This is a genomic window from Streptomyces scabichelini, from assembly GCF_011045015.1.
GTDB classification, from domain to species: Bacteria; Actinomycetota; Actinomycetes; order Streptomycetales; family Streptomycetaceae; genus Streptomyces; species Streptomyces scabichelini.
Genome location: NZ_JAAKZY010000009.1, coordinates 63348 through 82721 on the forward strand (window position 1 = coordinate 63348; position 19374 = coordinate 82721).

A 19374-nucleotide genomic window follows, 5' to 3' on the forward strand; every position below is an offset into this window, starting at 1 on the left:
ATTTTGCAGGTCAAAGCCTGACCACGGCTGTTCTGATCCCCAGGGCAGGGCGAGGTTGTGCATGTGGGCGACGGCTTGGACCGCGTGACGGAGGCCGTCGCCGAGCACGGTGACGCCCTGGCACTGGTCCGGTAGGCCGGAGTTGCGCCACACGTGGGCGTCGGCTTTGTTGCCCGGGGCCGGGTTCCCCGTCGGACTCACCCGCTCCCTGTGCGGTCCGGGCTGTCGGCGCAGCCGAGGGTGCCGAGCATCTGCCGCATCGCGGCGACCACCGACGGCTCCACCCGGTAGTACACCCACGTGCCGCGCCGCCCGGAGGTGAGCAGGTCGGCCTCCTTGAGCTTCTTCAGGTGGTGGGAGACGGTCGGCTGGGACACGCCGACGTCGGAGATGTCGCACACGCACGCCTCCCCTCCCTCGTGCGAGGCGACCGCGGTGAACAACCGCAGCCGCACCGGGTCGCCCAGCGCGCCGCCCTGGAGCCGACCGAGCAGGGCACCCGCATCGTCGACCCGGCCGGTGGTGTCACGGACGGGGCCTGGGCGGTCCCGGCCGCGGCCTGGTCAGCGGCTGCTCGTCCAGCTGTGGGCCACGTCGACCAACAGGCGGTCGGGCAGCTGGATCACCCGGAACGGCAGCCGGGCGCGGACACCGAGACCGACCTGTGTCTCGCCCTCGAAACTGCCGGCGAACCGGGTGTCCCTGAACGTGCGGTATCCGCCGATGTCCACACCGGGCAGGGGGCGGGCCACCTGTCCCGGGTATACGGCCGCGCCGCTCTCCGGCTCGTAACTCGGTGCGGCTACACGGACTTCGAGTACGGCACCGCCGCCGACCGGGATGTAGTCACCGGAGCCGGCCTGGTGGAGCCGGTCGACGTACCCGACGTAGTAGCCGATGTCACCGCCGCCGGGGACGTCGAACACCATACGGTCGAAGCAGTCGTGCCGGCCCGTCCTGATGTCCTTGAGGGGCACGGCGCCGGCGGCGACACCGCCCTTGATGCCGCTGCCCCAGCCCGTCGGGCAGGCCGTGGCACGTGAAGCAGTCGCCGGGGCGGCGCCCGCGGCGGTCGCTCCCGCCCCCAGCACGGTGCCTGCGAGGGCGAGTGCCGCCACTGCCGCTGCTATTCGTCGCATGATGTCTGATGTCCCCTTGGTCTCATATTGGCCTCGTCAAGCTGATATGAGGTGAGACCGGCGGGTATGGCAGAAGGTTGTATGCCGGGGCGGAACGAGTCTGTACGTCAGTTGAGGCGGAGTCCGGACGCACGACTCGGGCAGCCGTCAGCAGCCGTCAGCGGAACACCTTCAGCGCCCGGAGCCGATTGAGGGCGGCGGCGACTTCGTAGCGGCGCGGTACCGCGAAGTCGTCGTCGTGGACGGAGAGGAGGGCCGCGACGCTGTCGGGTGGCCCGGTCAACTCCTGGTCCAGCAGGTCCAGGGCTTCGGCCAGGGATCGCCGTCCGTCCAGGTGGCCGTGGCGCACCAGCAGTTCCATGGCCAGGCCGACGCCGGTGACGTGCGGGGCGTCGGCGAGCTGCTCGACGGCGCGCAGGTCCACGTCGTGCTCGCCGAAGACGAGGTGGTCGGTGCCCCGGGCGCGGATGCGCGTGCGGCCGCGGACGGTGGCGTCCAGACACGACGGATCCGGACGGCGGGGGACGACACCGGGGAAGGACTCCGCCTCGGCGAGCCGCCCGGTGGGCACGGCGGCGACCTCGCGGGCCCGCTCGGTGACGTCGTACGGCCGGTACGCGTCCATCATCACGACCCGGTCGGCGACTTCCAGGTAGTCCCCGGACCCACCCATCACCAGCACGGTGGAGACGCCGTGGTCCCGGTGGAGGGAGCGTACGGAGTCCACCAGCGGGGTCAGCGGCTCGCGCTCCTTGGCCACCAGGGCCTGCATCCGGGCGTCCCGGATCATGAGGTTGGTGGCGGCGGTGTCCTCGTCGATGAGCAGGACCCGGGCGCCCGACTCCACGGCCTCGCACAGGGAGGCCGCCTGCGAGGTGGAGCCGGAGGCGTTGGGGGTGGAGAAGTCGGTGGTGCCGGTGCCGCCGGGCAGGTGGTCCACGAATGCGTGCACGTCCACCCGTTCCACCCGGCGGCCGTCCTCCGCGCGGATCTTCACCGTGTCGGAACGGGAGACGACGCGTTCGCGTCCGTCGCCGGGAACGTGGTCCCACATGCCGGTCTCCAGGGCCCGCAACAGGGTTGACTTGCCGTGGAAGCCACCGCCGACGATCAGGGTCACGCCCTCCGGGACGCCCATGCCGGTGACGGGGCCCGCGTGCGGCAGCCGTACGGTCACGCGCAGCTCGTCCGGGGCGCGGAACGGGACAAGGCCCGCACCGCGGGCGGGTCGGTCGTCCGCTCCGGTCCTGCGCGGCAGCAGCGCGCCGTCGGCGACGAAGGCGACGAGGCCGAGGCCGGGCAGTGCGGAGCGCAACGCCACGGAGTCCTCCACGGTCGCGACGAAGTCCGCCACCTCCGCTGGGTCCAAAGCCGTGTGGCACAGGGCGCGTTCGGCGAGCTGCGGCAGCCCTCGGCACAGCAGCCGCCGCGCCGACCTGCCGTCGATCCGCCGGTGATGGCCCGGCAGTGCGACGCCGAGCCGCAGCGTGACGGACCCGTCGACGGCGCCGATCACGCACGAACTGCGGTCCAGCACCTCCTGGCCACCCGAGTCCACCTGACAGGCGGGTTCCGAGGCGGCGTCCTGAGCCGCGCGCCACATGAGGTAGCCGGCCAGCGCCCGGCGCCGTACCGGGGAATCCCACAACTCGCGGGGGAACCCGGCCCGTTCGCCCGGCACGTGAAGGGCGGCCCGGGCGGGCGGCGCGAAAGGATCGGCCTGGCCTCGGACCACCTCCAGTGTCCATCCCCCGGGCAGCTCCCAAGCGCCGACGAGCCCCTTGTAGCGCCCGTACGGAGCGCCGTCGAGCCGGTCCAGTTCACTGTCCAGTCCCTGGCGGACCCGGCCCTTTCGTCCCGGATTCTCCCTTTGTCCGGCTTCTCCCTCGATTCCTCCTGTGTGCCGGCGCATGTGACTCCCGATGTCCGTGCGGATGCTCGCGGCAGTCTAGGCGCGATGCGGTACTTCGACATGTCAATGAAAAACGGGACACCGCGTGACCGGAAATCATTGTTAAATTCCTGCGCATGGCCGAAACCGGTCAGATCAGGAAATGACTCATCGGATTTTTTTCCGGGAGGAATCATGCAGCTCGACAGCGAAAAGGTGCGCGAAGAGCGCACGCTTGCCCATGGCGAGGAGATCGACGAGGTCTCCGGCGAGCAGCTGACCGTACCCGCAGGCAGCACCTCGGGCTCCACCTCGGCCGCTGTGGTCGTGGAGGACTGAGGGAGTCACTCATGGCAGTTCCTCGGGGTCGGCGGTGACCGCCGCCGACCCCGGGAACTGCCGGGCCGGGAGAGCGTAGAGAACAGCAGATCCTTGTCGAGAACAGCAGATTCTTTTCGCCTCGGAACCTGGAGGGGTCCAGTGGCGCGCGACTTTCAAGATTCCGGTGCCGCCGACATGCGCCGAGCGGCAACATTCACGAATTCCTATCGTGGACTCCAACCGTGGTTCACGGCGACCGGACTGAGGAATCATGAATTGCGTTTCCGGTCGCTGGGCCAGGCCGACGGTCCGCGTCCGGCGGAGGATTTTCTGCTGGCTTCCCGGATCCGCCGGGAGGATGCCCGGGTCCTGGCGTCCACCCGACCGTATTTCACCGACTCCGGGCTGACCACGGTGTCCCTGATCGGCTCCGACACGGTGGGCCCGCGGCGTGCGGGTGCCGTGCGGCTTCCCGATCCGCTGCCGCTCCGGGCCCGGCTGGACGAGGTGCTCGCCCGCCGCCGCAGCCGGCGCCGGTTCTCCGGGGGCCCCACCGACCTGGCTCACCTGGCCACCCTGCTGCGCGCCACCGCCGGCCGGACGGGCCGCGGTCATGTCGCACTGAGCGGCGGCGGCGAGGTGGTGATGCCGTATCACACCGCCCCGTCCGGAGGCGGGCTGCGTCCGGTTGCCGTGTACATCGCCCCTCTGCGGGTCGAGGGCCTGGACACCGGCATGCTGCGGTACGACGACCGGAGTGACGTTCTCGTGCCACTGGCCGGATCCGCCGACGCCCGGCAGCTGCTGGACACCTGCTTGTCCCCGCCCGACCTGGACCATCTGCGGGAGGCGGCGGCGGTCGTCCTCTTCGTGGGCCGCCCCTGGCGCAGCATGCGCAAGTACGGCGAGCGAGGGGTGCGCTTCCTGCTTCTGGAGGCCGGAGCCATGGCGGAGCACCTGCACCTGAGCGCGGAAGCTCTCGGTCTGGGCAGCGTCGCCTGCGGCAGCCTCTGCGACGACGAGGTGCACCGGATCGCCGGCCTGGACGGACTGTACGAACTCCTGGTCCACGTGGTCGTCGTGGGATGCCGTCCCGACGGCGAAGGCGACGCGGCGCCAAGTCCGCGCAGTACGGCAGAGGGTGGAGGAGGCGAATAACGATGACGGATGGCTGCTACCGCGTCAAACGGCACTTCTCGGTGGTCGTGCACAGCCCGGACCGGGTCGAGTTCCGGGACGGGGTGTGGAACGCCCGGTCGGCGCTGGTCGACGACAAGGGGGCCAGTGGCAGGCTGGCCGCGGTCGTGGCGGCTCTCGACGGCACTCGCACACCGGCGGAGGCGGCCGACGTGGCGCAGGCGCCGCAGGCCGAGGTCCAGGCCGTCCTCGACCACCTGAAGGACCTGGACGTCCTGGAGGACGCGCCGGACAACTACACCGACCACTACCTGGACCTGATCAGCGGGCGCGGCCCGCAACCGCGGGAGACGCCTCCGGTGGTGCTGGTGGGCAGCGCCCGGCTGTGCGCCTCGGTCGGTGCCACCGTCACGGCCGCGCTGCCCTCGGCCAAGGTGGTGGAAGGCGGGCCCGATCACCCGCTGGCGGCACCCGGCCCCGCCGAGGCCGCGTGGCTGGAGGACGGCCTGGAGTTCCACCGGGCGATGGACCGGTTCGCGGACCTGACGGGCTCCTTCGTCGTCCTCCTGGACGAGGTGGTCGACCCGCTGCGCGCCCAACTGGTCAACCGTGTCTGCGGGCACCACGACATCCCCTGGCTCTACGCCGCCGCCGACGGGCCGTTCGCCACCGTGGGCCCCCTCGTGGTGCCGGGGCGCACCGCGTGCTGGGAGTGCTACGAGACCCGAGTGTGGATGAACCTGCGCGAGTCGGCGTCGTACCAGCGATACAAAGCGGCCCTGGCACAAGGCGCCGTCGCACCGCCGGACTGCTCGCTCCAGCCGGTCCTGGCCCAGCTGCTGACCGCGCACACGGCTCCGGAAGTCCTGTCCTTCGCCACCACCGGAACGGCCGTCACCGCCTCACAGGTTCTGGCGCTGTACCTGCCGACCATGGAGTTCGCCGTCAACGAGGTGCTCCGCGTTCCCGGCTGCCCGGCCTGCGCCCCGGCACCCGAACGCGACGACCGCGAACTGTACTTCGACCTGCGCGCACTGCGAGAGCCACAGGAGGAGCGGGCATGACGGCACCCCACCTCGACGACGTGCGGCCACCTCACCTCGACCAGGTGCGGCCACCTCACCTCGACGACATACGACCGGCTCACCTCAGCGGTATGCGGCTGACGGCCGCTCGGCGCGCGGCGGGCCGTGATCCGCGGATCGCCCGTCTGACCCGGCGCGTGCTGAGCCCCTGGTGCGGGCTGAGCCAGTCCATGGGGTTCATCCTCCGTGGCACCGACGAGCCCCGGTTCATCATCTCCGGAGCCCAGCTCACCGGCGTCCATGTGCTCCTCGGACGCGCCCGAGCGAACACGTACCACATCGGTGGCGTCGGTGTCTTCCGCGACGAGGCCGTGATCCGCAGCATCGGGGAGACGATCGAGCGGTACGGGCAGCTCGTCGCTCCGGTGAGCGGCAGGTACGAGACCCGCTTCACCAGTTACCGACAGTTGCGCGCGGCGGGAGAGACCGCCCTGCCCACCCCGGACACCCCCTCCTTCTCCGCCGAGCAGTACGCCGACGAACACTTCCCCTACCGGCCGCTCGACGCCGACGCGCCGCTGACCTGGGTCCGCTGTCCGACACTCGCCGACGCCACCGATGACGGCGGCACCGGTGACGGCGGTGACGGTGACGGCGGCACGGTGTGGGTGCCGGCCCAACTGCTGTTCATCGGCTACCAACTGCGCGTCAAGGACGGCGAACCGTGGCTGAGTTCGGCCATCACCACCGGCAGCGCCGCCCACACCGACCCGGCCCGTGCGCTGCGCAGCGCACTGCTGGAGATGATCCAGCTCGACGGGGCCATGGGTCACTGGTACTCGGGAAGCACGGCGCCGCGCATCGTACTCGACGACCGCACCCGGGCCCTGGAATCCGTTCTCGACTCGCATGTCGGGCACGGGCCGTACACGCCGGACTTCCACTGGATACCGGTGCCGGGCTTCGACGTGCGCGCGGTGGCGTGCGTCATGCGCGGCAACCGTGACGCGGGGCTCGGCTCCGCCGTGGGTCTTGGCATCGACACACGGCTCGACGTCGCCATGTACAAGGCGCTGCTGGAGGCGTCGGCCACCGTGCAGCTCGCCAAGATGCTCGCTATATCACCGGAGTTGGTGGTGGGCGCCGTACAGGACGTGTCGGACGACCCCGCCCGGATGCTCGATCTCGATTCCAACGTGGCCCATTACGCCGACCCGTCACATCAGGACCCGATCGATCGGCGCTTTCCGCGCGACGTGTCGGTGCCCGCCCGCGAGCTGCCGCCGGACGACACCGGCCCGGTCGACGGGCAGATCACCGGGCTCCTCGACCAGTTCAGGGCGGCCGGGATCCGGCTGGCCGTCGCGGACTGCACCACGCCGGACATCGCCGATCTCGGATTCGTCGTGACGCGGGTGTGGAGCCCGGACCTGCTGCTGCTCTGCCTCCCCTCGGCCCCGCCGACGCGCCACCCGCGATTCGCGTCGTACGGCGGCGCCCGGTACGCCGACCCGCACCCCTACGCCTGAGATGCGCGGCCTGATTCCCTACGGGGTCGCGCTGCTGGCCCTCTACGGCACCGCGGCCCGGTCCATCGCGGCACAGGTGCACGCGCGTTGGCTGGCCGACCGGGGGATTCATCCACTGCCCGCGTACGGCGCGGTGCTGTCCACGGTGGCCTGCGCGGGAGGCTGGTACCTGGGCATCGGTGCGTGGCTGCCGGACGGTGCGGCAGCCGTGGTGGTGGCCCTCGCGGTGGGCGGCGGCACGGGCGTGGCGGCCGTTGTCGGGGACCGGTGGTGCGTGCACCAGTGCGGGAAACGGCGGCGGGCTCCGTACGCGTCGTACGCACCGTCCTCGTCGACCCGGTCCCGGCCGGCGGGCGCGGCGGCCGGCCACGAGCCGGCCGAGGGCGGTCGCTGGGGGATCCCGTTGGCCCGGGAGCGGTGGTACCACTGGGCCCGGTCGGCGGCGGGCGCACGGTGGGGGCCCGGCGGCCTCACCACGCTGGCCGTCCTGGAGGAACTGGTCTACCGCGGTGTGCTGTCGGCCCTGTGCCTGCGGCTGCCCGCGCCGCCGGCGGCCGTGGCGCTTGCAGCGGTCACCGTCGCCTTCGGCTTGTCGCACGCGTACGGGGGGTGGCCCCAGGCCCTCGCCAAGTCGGTCGTGGGCGCGCTGTTCCTGGGCGCCGCGGCGACCGCCACGCTGCTCGCGGCCGTGACCGCGCACGTGCTGTTCAACCTCGCCGCCTGCTTCCCCGTCCACACCGGGTACACCGGGGCGGCCCGTGCGGGAGCGATGCCGCGCGAGACGGCGGGTGAGGGGCGATGACCCCCGTGACCGCCGTGACCGCGGTCGGCTGCCTGGTCGTGCTCGTCGGCTGCCACGTACGACTGCTGAGGCCGAAGGACGGGCGCGAGCACGGGACGCGAGCGTGGCGGCGACTCGCGGTCCTGACCGCGGCTCAGGCGGTGCTGCTCGTGGTCATGGCGCTGCTCGTCCTGCCTTCCCTGGAGCGTGGCGCGGACCTGTCCGCCTTCCTGAGGCCTGGCGGCGCGGCAGGGGTCGCCCTGTCCCTGCTGACGGGCCTTGCCCTCGGCGTGGGGGAGGCGATGGCGGTGAGCTTCGTCTTCGGGACCGTCACTGGCGTGGTGGGCGCGCTCGCCGGCCGCCGTGGCGGTCGGCGGACGCCGCAGATGCCGTACGATCCGCCGGGCTGGCTGGCCACCGTCTCGTGCGGCTGGCAGCCCGCCGCCGTGCGGGTCGCGGAGGACGGCCCGCGCCTCCTCGCCCTGCCTCTCCTCGCCGGTTACCTGACCGTGCAGGAGCTGATCGTCCGGGGAGCGTTCCCCGTGCTTCTGGCCGGGCTGCCCGTCTGGATCGCGACGATCTGCTCCGTGGCGCTGTACGCCCTCGTACAGACCGCCGGGGCACGCCGCGGCGTCGAGCTGGTGTATCCGCTGACCTTCGCCGCGGTGGTGGGAACCACGCACTCCGTCCTCGCCGCGACGACGAGTGCCGCGCTCCCGCTGGTGGTGGCGGCCGTGGCCGCCTTCGCCTACGTGACCATGGCCTGACCGTGGCGAGGCAGGCCCCGTTCAGGCCCCGTTCATGCAGCGACAAGCAGCGAGACGAGGAGCCCCTCCATGACCGCTCTGCTCACCCGAACCCCCGTGGCTCGCGTCGACGAGCCGATCGACCTCCACTGCACGGGGCTGCCGCCGCACGGCGAGGCCACCGCCCACGCCGCCTTTCGTTCCGGCGACGGCACGCTCTGGTCCACCGAGACCCGTGTCCGTGCCGACGACTCCGGGAACGCCGACATCGGCCGGGCCTTCACCGCGGTCCTGGCCGGGGCGGCGGACGGACTGGGTCTGATGGCCTCGATGACGGCTCAGCCGGCGGCGGAACCCGTCCGCTACAGCGACATGCTCACCGGCTCCCTGGAACCGCTGGACGTCACCGTGAACGTATGCCTGGAGGGCCGTGTCACGGCGGAGCGCACCCTGCGGCGCACCTTCCTCGTCGACGGCGTCAAACAGGAGCAGTGGCGAGAGGACCACGTGGCCGATCTGTTCCTCCCGGAGCACCGGAGCTCCGAACGCCCCGTCGTCGTCCTGGGCGGCGCCTGGGGCGGCTTCGGCTGGAGCAACGAAGTGGCCGCCCTGCTGGCCGCGTCCGGCCGGCCCGCGCTCGCCGTGTGCTACTTCGACTGGGACGGCGACTACGGGCGCCCCCGCAACATCGTCGAGATCCCGCTGGAGTACGTCGCCACGGCGTGCGACCGGCTCCTGTCGCGCGCGGACGTCGGCAGCTCCGCGCTGGACCTGGTGGGCATCTCGAAAGGAGCCGAACTCGCCCTGCAGCTTGCCGTGCACCGGGACGACGTCAGGAAACTCGTCGCCTACGCACCCACGTCCCACGTCTGGGAGTCCGTCCGCAACGACCCGTCGCTGCCGGCGCGTTCCTCATGGTCGAGCGGGGGAGCGCCCGTACCCTTCCTCCGGTTCGACGCGGACGACGCCTTCTACCAGGACCTGGACAAGACGCGTCTGCTGCCGTTCCACGAGCGCGCCCTCGCCCAGGTGTCCCCGCACAGCCCGGCGCGCATACCGGTCGAGCGCATCACCGCCGACACGCTCCTGATCGCGCTGCGCCGCGACAACCTCTGGCCGTCCGCCGCCATGGCCCGGGCCATCGCACGCACCATGCGCCGGCACGGTCGGCCCGTACGGGAACTGATGCTCGAAGCGATAGGACACACCCTCTTCGTTCCCGGGCTGCCCGCCAACTCGGTCGACGACACGGCCGCGGCCAGTGCCCGCGCGGACCGCCGCAGCTGGGAGGCGCTCCACGGGCACCTCGGCGGCCAGCAGACGCACTTCGGCGGCCAGGAATCGCACCTCGGCGGCTAGGCGGCGCGCGATCCGTGCTCGCCCAGACGTGCGGGTGCTTGTACGCCACTTACATACATGTGAGTATGTATGTATGAGGCGTACCGCAGCCGCCGCCGCGGAGACCCGCGAGGCCGTCATGAACGCGGCCCTGGAGGTCTTCGCCGAAAAGGGATGGGCGGCCACCACGCTGGACGAGGTGGCACGGCGCGCGGGAGTGACCCGCGGCGCCGTCTACCACCACGGACACGACAAGCGCTCGCTCCTCGTGTCCGTACTGAAGGAGAACTGGCGCACGGTCATGGAGCCGGCGTGGGAGCGGCTGACCGACCGGTCCACGCCGCCACGGGACCGTCTGACCGGGTTCCTGGCCGCCTTCCTGCGGCTGCTGAGCGAGGACGCCCGCTTTCGCGCCCTGGTCACCGTCACCGTCAGCGTGGCACCGCAGCTGCCCACCGCCGACAGCGATCTCACCGACAAACAGGCCACCATCGGCGCCTGGCGGGACGACCTGCGCTCGGTCGCGGCCGAGATCGGGGATCCCCTGCCGTCCGGACTCCGGCCGGATGACGTGGCCTACGCCCTGCTGACCGTGCTGTACGGAGCCACCACCCTCGCCTCCGGACGGGAGCTGCCCGGCGCCGCCGCCGGCGCGGCCACCCCCGACCTCGCGGCGGCCATCGTCCATGGACTGACCGACGAAACCAACAGCTCACCCACAGCAGTCTTATGAATACTTCCCTCAGCCGAACCGCCACTCCCGACTCCGCACCAGCCAACCCCAAGTCCGCCGTCACGGTGGCCTTCCTGGTGCTGTTCACCGACATGCTGGTCTACGGCCTGGCCGTCCCCGTCCTGCCCCGTCTCGCCGTGGACGCGGGCGTCCGGGCGGGAGCGATCGGCGTGCTGTTCGCCTGCTACGCGGCGGGATTCCTCGCCGGTACTCCTCTGGTGGGGCGGTGGGTGGACCGCGCCGGCCCACGGAACCCCCTGCTGCTGGGCGTCGCCGGACTGGCCGCCGCGTCCGTGCTGTTCGCACTCAGTGAGCACTTCTGGATGCTGGTCCTGGCCCGGCTGCTCCAGGGCACCTCCGCCGCACTGTCCTGGGTCGCGGCTCTGGCGCTGGTCGCGGGCACCACGCCGTTCGCGGAGCGCGGCCGCGCCATGGGCATCGCCATCAGCGGCATGACCACGGGCCTGCTGCTGGGGCCACCGCTGGGCGGTCTGCTCGCCGACCACCTCGGGCTGCCCGCCCCCTTCATCATTGCGGCCGCGCTCGCCTGCCTCGACGCGCTCGTCTACCTGATGCTCGTCAGGAGCGTTCCGCCGGTCACCGACGACCCGGCGGGGCCACTGGCCGTGCTGCGCGTCCCGGGCTCCCGCGCGGTGGTCGTCGTCGCGCTGCTCGCCGCGGGCACCATCGCCACCATCGAACCCGTCCTCCCGCTACGGCTGCGGGAAGACCTCGGCGTCGGTTCCTCGGCCACCGGCCTGCTCTTCGCCATCACGGTCGTCGTGGGTGTGGTGCTCTCCCCGGTGACCGGCAACCTCATCGGCCGGATACGTGTCAATCTGCTGGTCGCCGTCGGCGCGGTACTGGCGGGCCTGGCCCTCCTGGTGATCGGCGTGGCCACGGAGGTCTGGCACATCGCGGTCGCGATGGCGGTTCTGGGCGTGGCCTACGGGCCGTTGCTCCAAACCCCGGCCACGACCCTCATGGGCGTACAGGGACAACGTGCCGAACCACCCGCTCTCGGTGCGGCCTACGCCCTGTACAACTTCGCGTTCGGAGGCGGACTGCTGCTCGGGCCGCTCATCGGCAGCCTCCCGACCCAGGCGTTCGGATTCACCACGGCCATGACCGCCTCCGCAGCCGTCATCGTGATCACAGGCTTGCTCAGCGCGGTACGGCTGCCCCGCATCCCCCAAGCGACGTCCGGCTGACCGGCCGCTCGTACCACCCGGTCCCGGATCGACCCCAACCCACGACGGCCACAGGGCCCACTCTGGTGAGGAGGTTCGACATGACCGTACGGCAGCTGGCGGTAACCGCCAGATGGACGGCGGCAGCCAGAGCCCGGGAGAGTGCACGCCCCGACCGGCTCTTCCACGATCCGTACGCCGCCGCCCTCGCGGGAGACGACGGACACCGGCTGCTGGAGAGCATGGAGCGCGCCTCAGGGGGCGCCGAGAATCCGTACCTGGCGATCCGGACCCGCTTCTTCGACGACGCCGCCCTGGCACGTCTGACCACCGCGGGCCCGTGCCAGGTCGTGTCCGTGGCCGCCGGGTTGGACACCCGCCCCTACCGGTGCGCCTGGCCCGAGGGCACGGTCGTGTACGAGGTCGACCAGCCTGATCCACTCACCTGGAAGGGGACCGTGCTGTCCACCCTCGGTGCCGTGTCCGGGTGTCGTCTGCGGACGGTCCGCACCGATCTCCGAGGGTCATGGCACACGGAGTTGGGCGCCGCGGGCTTCGACGCCTCGGTCCCCACGCTGTGGCTGATCGAAGGGCTGCTGGTCTATCTCGACCACGCACACGTCGAGACACTGCTGGCCCAGGTCAGCGCTCTGTCCTCGGCGGGAAGCCTGCTGGTCACCGACGCGGTCAACAGCGCCCTGTACGACCAGCCCTGGGCGCAGCCGCAGTTGCGCCTGCTCGAACACCTCGGAATGCCCTGGCGTTCGCACATCGACGACCCCGTCGCCTTCCTCGCCCGGTACGGCTGGAGCGCTCGCGTCCGCCTGCCCGGGACAGCGGACGTCGCCGGAGGGAAGCGGTGGCCGTATCCCGTCCCGCCCCACGGGGCACCGGGTCAGGCGCGGCTCTTCATGATCGACGCGGTACGGCAGCACTCCGGGGCCCCAGTGGACTTACCACACACATAAAGCGGACAAACCGCATACATATGGAAGGGCATCCGCGTTGATGGTGCAGCATCCCCCCACAACCCTTCTGGTCCATCCGAACGCCGTCGTCCGTGTCGGCTACAAGGGCATGCTGGAAGACATTCTCGGCCACGCCACGGCCGGAGGGTGCCACGAGGCATCCGACGTCCCGCGAGCGCGGGAAGTGCTCAACAGCGCTCCTGTCGATCTCGTCGTCACCGACCCGGCCACCCTGGCGCAGGAAGACACCGAGCGACTGCACCGATGCAGGCTCGAACGAGCGCCCAGGGCCTTGTTGCTCGGCATCTCCCCTTCGCCGCCGCGGACCATCGAGGCCGAGAGCAAGTGCATCGATGCCCTGATCACGATCGGGGAGTCGACGGACGAGATGATCGAGGCACTGGCCGACGTCCTGTCCCGGCGAGGTCTGCCCGGCACCGGCTTGAGCCGACGAGAACAGGAAGTGTCCCGACTGGTCGGCCTGGGCTACACCAACCGGCAGATAGGCCGGGCGCTGGACATCAGTCCTCACACGGTCGAGACCTACATGCGCCGCATGTTCGACAAACTCGGCGTCCGTTCCCGGGCCGCCATCGCCGCCCGGTACTTCGGTCTCCCCGAGGAGGAGGGGGAAACGATGAGAACGGCCATGTGACGGAGCTCGGCCGGGGAGGGCCGGCCGTGACCGGGACGGGGGACCGCTCACGGCACGGCCCCGCGCCGTACTCGGCGCAGAACCGGCGGGCCGGATCCGATTGTTCGCATCACGTACCGCAATCTGTCACATCAGTGTCTTGCGCCTCTTCGCCGGTCTTTGGTGCTCTTGGGCCATGTCACAAGTGAATCGGCGTCGTTTCCTCCAACTCGCAGGCGGCACCGCGGCCTTCACCGCGCTGTCGGACAGCATCGCCAGGGCCGCGGCGATCCCGGCCGGGTACCACCGCGGCACCATCGAAGACGTCGAGCACATCGTCGTCCTCATGCAGGAGAACCGGTCCTTCGACCACTACTTCGGCTCCCTGAGAGGCGTCCGCGGGTTCGGCGACCCGCACCCGGTGACGCTCGACAGCGGCAAGTCCGTCTGGCACCAGCCGGACGGCACCAAGGACCTGCTGCCCTTCCACCCCGAGGCCGACGACCTCGGCATGCAGTTCCTGGAAGGCCTGCCGCACAGCTGGCCCGACGGGCAGGCCGCCTACAACGGGGGCAAGTACGACAAGTGGGTTCCCGCGAAGGGCACCACGACCATGGCGTACCTGACCCGCGAGGACATCCCCTTCCACTACGCGCTCGCCGACACCTTCACGGTCTGCGACGCGTACTACTGCTCGTTCATCGGCTCCACCGACCCGAACCGCTACTACATGTGGACGGGGCACACCGGCAACGACGGCCGGGGCGGCGGACCCGTCATGGGCAACGACGAGCTCGGCTACGACTGGACGACCTACCCCGAGCGCCTCGAGAAGGCCGGGATCTCCTGGAAGATCTACCAGGACATCGGCGACGGCCTGGACGCCGCCGGCTCCTGGGGCTGGATCGAGGACGCCTACCGCGGCAACTACGGCGACAACTCGCTGCTGTACTTCAACAAGTACCGCAACGCCAAGCCCGGCGACCCCTGGTACGACAAGGCCCGCACCGGCACCGACGTCAAGAACGGCGACGGCTACTTCGACCTGCTGAAGGCCGACGTCAAGGCGGGCAAGCTGCCGCAGATATCCTGGATCACCGCCCCCGAGGCCTTCTCCGAGCACTCCAACTGGCCCACGAACTACGGCGCCTGGTACATCGCGCAGGTCCTCGACGCGCTCACCTCAAACCCCGAGGTCTGGTCGAAGACCGCGCTGTTCATCACGTACGACGAGAACGACGGCTTCTTCGACCACCTCGTCCCGCCGCTGCCGCCGGGGTCCCCCGCACAGGGCAAGTCGACGGTCGACGTCACCCTGGACCTCTACCCGGGAGCCGCGAACCGCGTCGCCGGCCCGTACGGCCTCGGTCCGCGCGTGCCGATGGTGGTCGTCTCGCCCTGGAGCAAGGGCGGTTACGTCTGCTCCGAGACCCTCGACCACACCTCGATCCTCCAGTTCATGGAGCGCCGCTTCGGGGTGCGCGAGCCCAACATCTCGCCGTGGCGGCGCACCGTCTGCGGCGACCTCACCTCCGCCTTCGACTTCTCCCGCAAGGACAGCAGGCCGGCCGCCCTGCCGGACACCGACGACTACGAACCGGCCGACCGCGAGCGCCACCCCGACTACAAGCCGGCGGTCCCCGCCGACCCCGACATGCCGAAGCAGGAGCGCGGTCTGCGCCCGGCCCGCCCCCTGAAGTACGAGCCGAGGGTGGACGGTTCCGCGGACCCGGCGGCCGGGACCCTCACGCTCACCTTCGCCTCCGGCAAGAAGGCGGGTGCCACCTTCCACGTCACCTCCGGCAACCGCACCGACGGCCCGTGGACGTACACCACCGGGGCGGGCAGGACGGTCTCGGACACCTGGAACTCCGCGTACTCGAACGGCTCGTACGACCTGACGGTGCACGGGCCCAACGGCTTCCTGCGTGTGTTCAAGGGTCCCGGCAAGGCGGCCGGGCCCGAGGCCACCGCGCGGCATGTCGGGGACGACGTGGAGCTGACCTTCACGAACAGGGGCGCCGCCACGGTGAATCTCCAGCTCACCAACGGCTATGGCGGGCGGCCGAAGTCGTTCAAGGTGCGGCCGGGGGTGACCGTGAAGCACACCGTGGATCTGCGGGCGAGCAAGCGCTGGTACGACCTGACCGTCGTGTCCGACGCGGACGGATCGTTCCTGCGCCGGTTCGCCGGACATGTGGAGAACGGGCGGCCGGGTGTGAGTGACCCTGCTCTGGGTCTGGTCAGGTACGGGGCGGGTCGGGATAGTGTGCCCCGGTGACCACGCATTCGAACACTCCTGCAGGCTGGTACCCGGATCCGCACGGTGCGCCCCAGACGCTGCGCTACTGGGACGGCACTCAGTGGACCGAGCACACCAACTCGGATCAGCAGGCGCAGGCCCAGCAGGCGCAGGCCGCTCAGCAGGCGCAGCCTGTTCAGCCGGTGCAACAGGCGCCGCAGGTTCCGCAGCAGGCGCCCGGTTTCGATCAGCGTGTGCAGCGGCAGGTCCAGCAGCAGGCCGGGGTCGCGCCGAACGCGGCCGGCGGCGGCACCCTGTTCACGGAGCCGGTGCTGGTGGTGAACCAGAAGGCCAAACTGATCGAGCTGACCAACGAGTACAAGGTCATGGACCAGCAGGGCAACCAGCTCGGTTCGGTCGTGCAGGTCGGGCAGAGCGCGCTGAAGAAGGTCGCGCGCTTCGTCGCCAGCGTCGATCAGTTCATGACGCACAAGCTGGAGATCCGTGACGCGTACGGTCAGCCGCAGTTGCTGCTGACGCGCCCGCGCAAGTTCATGAAGTCGCGGGTGCTCGTGGCGCGTCCGGACGGGCAGCAGATCGGTGAGATCGTCCAGCAGAACATGGTCGGGAAGATCAACTTCGCGATCATGGCAGACGGTCAGCAGGTCGGCGCCATCAAGGCGGAGAACTGGCGCGCCTGGAACTTCGCGATCGTCGACCACGCGGACAACGAGGTCGCCCGGATCACCAAGACCTGGGAAGGCCTCGCCAAGACGATGTTCACGACCGCGGACAACTACGTCCTGCAGATCCACTACCAGCTTCCCGAACCCCTGCTGAGCCTCGTGGTCGCCACCGCCCTGACGGTCGACACGGCGCTCAAGCAGGACAGCCGCGGGCTGGGCTGACCTCGGCCGCTGTCGTCAGCCGTACGTCCCGCAAGCCGTGCGTCCCCCAGAGTCTTCAGAGCGGAGTGAGGTGTCCCGGCGCGGGTCGCCGGGGCACCAACGCCGGTTCCTGCGACGCCGATTCGGGCTTCAGCGCCAGCACCGCGGCGACAGGATGCTCCTCCATCGACGGCTTCGGTGACTCCGGAACCGAGGGCTTCGGTGGCTCCGGAACCGCGCGCGACAGCATCACCACGCCCCGGGCCGCGATCGCCGCCCCCGCGAAGGCCAGCAGCAGACCCGCCGCCCCGCCCCGCAGGCCCTCGCCGAGCAGCGAGAGCCCGATCACCGCGGCGGCCACCGGGTTGGCCAGCGTCACCACGGCGAGGGGTGCGCCGAGGCCGCCCCGGTAGGCGATCTGCGACAGCAGCAGCCCGCCCGTCGCGAAGGTCGCCACCAGCAGGGCCACCACGATCACCTGCGCGCTGAGCAGCGGACCCGTGCGGTCGGTCGCGGCCACCGTCACGCTCTGCGTGAGCGCGGACGCGACACCCGAGGCGAAGCCGGACGCCGTCGCGTGCCGCAGCCCGGGGCGTGCGCCCGGCCGGGACAGCGCGCCGATGAGGACCGCGGTCAGGCCCGCGACCGCCAGCGCCTCCGGCACGCTCAGCACGTCGTCGGGTGCGGGCCCGGACGCCGTGACGAGCAGCGCGGCGAGCCCGGCCAGCGTCAGAGCCGTACCCCGCCACTCGACGGAGCTGACCCGCCGCCCCGCCACCCGCGCGCCCAGTGGCACCGCGGCGACCAGAGTGAGCGCGCCGAGCGGCTGGACGAGAGTGAGGGGCCCGTACTTGAGGGCGGCCACGTGCAGCAGCGCGGCGGACCCGTTGAGTGCGACCGACCACCACCACGCGCCGCTGCCGAGGAGGCGCAGTACGCCGGAGTCGGAGGTCCGGGAGGCCAGCCGCTCCTGGGCCACGGCCGCGGCGGCGTACGCGACGGCGGAGAACAGCGAGAGGACGACGGCGACGACGGTGGCGTTCATCGGCCGGCTCCGACGAGCTCCGGTGCGGAGTCCGGTGCTGCCGGCGCGCCGCCCGGCACGGGCTCCGGGGGGCCGCCCGCGGCCGCTGTCCGGTGCGGCAGACGGATCACCGCGAGGACGATGCCCAGCAGCGCCGCCGCCACGATCGCGTCGAGCCAGTAGTGATTGGCCGTACCGACGATCACCAGCAGGGTGAGCAGCGGATGGAGCAGCCACAGCCAGCGCCACCGCGACCGCATCGCGACGATCAGTCCGATCGCCACCATGAGCGCCCACCCGAAGTGCAGCGACGGCATCGCCGCGAACTGGTTCGACAGCGAGTCGGTCTCCGGCGAGGCCCCGTACACCGTCGGCCCGTACATCTGCCCGGTGTCCACGAGACCTGCCATGGCGAGCATCCGGGGCGGCGCGAGCGGGAACGTGAGGTGCACCAGCAGGGCGGCGGCGGTGATCGCGGCGAGGGCGCGGCGGGCCCAGACGTAGTGGGTGGGGCGGCGCAGATACAGCCAGACCAGAAAGGCCGCTGTGGCCGGGAAGTGCACGGTCGCGTAGTAGGTGTTCGCGATGTGCACGAGAGTGTCGCCGTGCAGCAGTGCGGACTGCACGGCGCCCTCGCCGGGCAGGTGCACGGCCCGCTCCAGGTCCCACACGCGGTTCGCGTTGCTGAAGGCCTCGCCGGTGTGGCCCGTCGCCAGCAGCCGGCCGAGTTTGTAGACGAGGAAGAGCCCTGCGACGAGCAGGAGCTCACGGACGAGGGGCGGCCGCTGTATCGCGGCGGCCTCTCTTCTTGCCGACTTTCCTGCCGACTCGGTTCGGGCTTCCATCCCCCGGCCCCCTTGCTGACGGTCTTGCGCGAGGTGGTGCGTGGTGAGCCCAGGAGGGGATCCACTCGGCACAGGAGTGGTCCTTTCGACACAGGAGTGGGTCCTGTCCAAGGCTCATCGATACGCCACTGTACCGATACGGCTCCGTATCGGTACAGTGGCGTATCGATAGACGTACGACACACTGGAAGCAGGCCGCCGGGCCCCGGAGACGAGCGAGGAGAAGAACACATGACGTCGCAGGCAGCGGACGAACCGGAGACGGTCGTCGCCGCGCGCCGCTCCAAGCTCACGCCCGAGCGTGAGCGGGAGTTCTTCGATGCCGCGCTCGAGCAGATCCGCGAGTGCGGCTATGACGCGCTGAGCATGGAGGGCGTGGCCGCCAGCACCCGGTGCAGCAAGTCCACGCTCTACCGGCAGTGGAAGACGAAGCCCCAGTTCGTGGCGGCCGCACTGCGCGCTCACCACCGTCCGCGGCTCGCGGACATCGACACCGGCTCACTCGCCGGCGACCTGCGCGCGGCAGCGCGGGCCGTGGGCGAGCGGTCCGACGACGACACCAAGCTGCTCCAGGCGCTCGGGCACGCCGTCATGCAGGACGAGGAACTGCAGTGCGCGCTGCGCGGCGCGCTCGTCGAGCCCGAGTGCGCGGCGCTTCAGGAGATGATCCGGCGGGCGGTCGACCGGGGCGAGATCGCCGCCGGCCATCCGGCCCTGGAGTTCGTGCCCGCGCAACTGATCGGCATGATCCGGGTCCGGCCCGTCCTGGAGGGCCAGTACGCGGACGCCGACTATCTCGTCCGCTACGTGGACGCGGCCCTGATTCCCGCCCTCGGCCTGTCGGAGGCCGGCTGAGACTCAGGCCGCGGTCCGTGGGACGTCCGGACAACGGCCTGTTCGCGCCGCACCGTGGGGACGGGGGCGGCGCGCACCCCGGCCGGGCG

At 71.1% G+C, this 19374-nt stretch carries 18 protein-coding genes and 2 pseudogenes; 14 read left to right on the top strand and 6 right to left on the bottom strand.

All coding sequences use genetic code 11. The annotated features are described in order from the left end of the window. Positions 1-39: 39 nt before the first annotated feature. The 4 genes and pseudogenes from G5C60_RS51575 to G5C60_RS04900 form a co-directional block, all read right to left on the bottom strand. Positions 40-201: pseudogene (locus G5C60_RS51575) on the bottom strand (IS5/IS1182 family transposase); the annotation flags it as partial. Continuing rightward, positions 198-470 (bottom strand): annotated as a pseudogene (locus G5C60_RS04885) (ArsR/SmtB family transcription factor); the annotation flags it as partial. The pseudogenes G5C60_RS51575 and G5C60_RS04885, both read right to left, overlap by 4 nt. Before the next feature lie 93 nt (positions 471-563). Further along, positions 564-1139, bottom strand: a complete 576-nt coding sequence (locus G5C60_RS04895; protein ID WP_165254923.1) for an AMIN-like domain-containing (lipo)protein — start codon at positions 1137-1139, stop codon at positions 564-566. Between the two features lie 157 nt (positions 1140-1296). Continuing rightward, positions 1297-3051, bottom strand: a complete 1755-nt coding sequence (locus tag G5C60_RS04900) for an ABC-ATPase domain-containing protein (RefSeq protein WP_165254924.1) — start codon at positions 3049-3051, stop codon at positions 1297-1299. A gap of 174 nt (positions 3052-3225) precedes the next feature. On the opposite strand from G5C60_RS04900, the gene G5C60_RS04905 reads away from it, so the two are divergent. The 13 genes from G5C60_RS04905 (at position 3226) to G5C60_RS04965 (ending at position 16582) form a co-directional block, all read left to right on the top strand. Next, complete coding sequence (locus G5C60_RS04905) at positions 3226-3369, top strand: hypothetical protein (RefSeq protein WP_165254925.1); 144 nt, start codon at positions 3226-3228, stop codon at positions 3367-3369. A gap of 258 nt (positions 3370-3627) precedes the next feature. Continuing rightward, positions 3628-4509 carry a SagB/ThcOx family dehydrogenase gene (locus tag G5C60_RS04910; RefSeq protein WP_165254926.1) on the top strand — a complete coding sequence of 294 codons (882 nt, stop codon included), beginning with the start codon at positions 3628-3630 and terminating at the stop codon, positions 4507-4509. A gap of 2 nt (positions 4510-4511) precedes the next feature. After that, entirely contained in the window at positions 4512-5552 is a 1041-nt protein-coding gene (locus G5C60_RS04915; RefSeq protein ID WP_165254927.1) for a TOMM precursor leader peptide-binding protein, read from the top strand. Then, complete coding sequence (locus tag G5C60_RS04920; RefSeq protein WP_165254928.1) at positions 5549-7042, top strand: YcaO-like family protein; 1494 nt, start codon at positions 5549-5551, stop codon at positions 7040-7042. Before G5C60_RS04915 ends, G5C60_RS04920 begins: the two co-directional genes overlap by 4 nt. A gap of 1 nt (position 7043) precedes the next feature. After that, a complete protein-coding gene (locus G5C60_RS04925) occupies positions 7044-7844 on the top strand; it encodes a CPBP family glutamic-type intramembrane protease (RefSeq protein WP_165254929.1) in 801 nt (266 codons plus the stop codon). Next, complete coding sequence (locus tag G5C60_RS04930; protein ID WP_165254930.1) at positions 7841-8590, top strand: hypothetical protein; 750 nt, start codon at positions 7841-7843, stop codon at positions 8588-8590. The genes G5C60_RS04925 and G5C60_RS04930 overlap by 4 nt, the downstream gene beginning before the upstream one ends. A 69-nt stretch (positions 8591-8659) precedes the next feature. Then, on the top strand, positions 8660-9928 hold the full coding sequence (locus G5C60_RS04935; RefSeq protein WP_165254931.1) for an acyl-CoA thioesterase/bile acid-CoA:amino acid N-acyltransferase family protein: 1269 nt from the start codon (positions 8660-8662) through the stop codon (positions 9926-9928). A 73-nt stretch (positions 9929-10001) separates the two neighbouring features. Further along, entirely contained in the window at positions 10002-10640 is a 639-nt protein-coding gene (locus tag G5C60_RS04940) for a TetR/AcrR family transcriptional regulator (protein WP_165254932.1), read from the top strand. Continuing rightward, a complete protein-coding gene (locus tag G5C60_RS04945; protein WP_165254933.1) occupies positions 10637-11851 on the top strand; it encodes an MFS transporter in 1215 nt (404 codons plus the stop codon). The genes G5C60_RS04940 and G5C60_RS04945 overlap by 4 nt, the downstream gene beginning before the upstream one ends. A gap of 80 nt (positions 11852-11931) precedes the next feature. Then, positions 11932-12798: an SAM-dependent methyltransferase gene (locus G5C60_RS04950; protein ID WP_165254934.1), complete on the top strand. Its 867-nt coding sequence runs from the start codon at positions 11932-11934 to the stop codon at positions 12796-12798. 40 nt (positions 12799-12838) lie between these two features. After that, positions 12839-13453: a response regulator transcription factor gene (locus G5C60_RS50940; RefSeq protein ID WP_206439098.1), complete on the top strand. Its 615-nt coding sequence runs from the start codon at positions 12839-12841 to the stop codon at positions 13451-13453. Positions 13454-13628: 175 nt separating this feature from the next. Further along, positions 13629-15713, top strand: a complete 2085-nt coding sequence (locus G5C60_RS04960; RefSeq protein ID WP_165254935.1) for a phosphocholine-specific phospholipase C — start codon at positions 13629-13631, stop codon at positions 15711-15713. Further along, positions 15710-16582: an LURP-one-related family protein gene (locus G5C60_RS04965; protein WP_165254936.1), complete on the top strand. Its 873-nt coding sequence runs from the start codon at positions 15710-15712 to the stop codon at positions 16580-16582. Before G5C60_RS04960 ends, G5C60_RS04965 begins: the two co-directional genes overlap by 4 nt. A gap of 55 nt (positions 16583-16637) precedes the next feature. Here G5C60_RS04965 and G5C60_RS04970 read toward each other — a convergent pair whose 3' ends face one another. Together G5C60_RS04970 and G5C60_RS04975 are read right to left on the bottom strand one after the other, a co-directional pair. Continuing rightward, on the bottom strand, positions 16638-17606 hold the full coding sequence (locus tag G5C60_RS04970) for a DMT family transporter (protein ID WP_165254937.1): 969 nt from the start codon (positions 17604-17606) through the stop codon (positions 16638-16640). Continuing rightward, a complete protein-coding gene (locus G5C60_RS04975; RefSeq protein WP_165254938.1) occupies positions 17603-18430 on the bottom strand; it encodes a phosphatase PAP2 family protein in 828 nt (275 codons plus the stop codon). The genes G5C60_RS04970 and G5C60_RS04975 overlap by 4 nt, the downstream gene beginning before the upstream one ends. 231 nt (positions 18431-18661) lie before the next feature. On the opposite strand from G5C60_RS04975, the gene G5C60_RS04980 reads away from it, so the two are divergent. After that, entirely contained in the window at positions 18662-19285 is a 624-nt protein-coding gene (locus G5C60_RS04980; RefSeq protein WP_165254939.1) for a TetR/AcrR family transcriptional regulator, read from the top strand. The last annotated feature ends 89 nt before the right edge of the window (positions 19286-19374 follow it).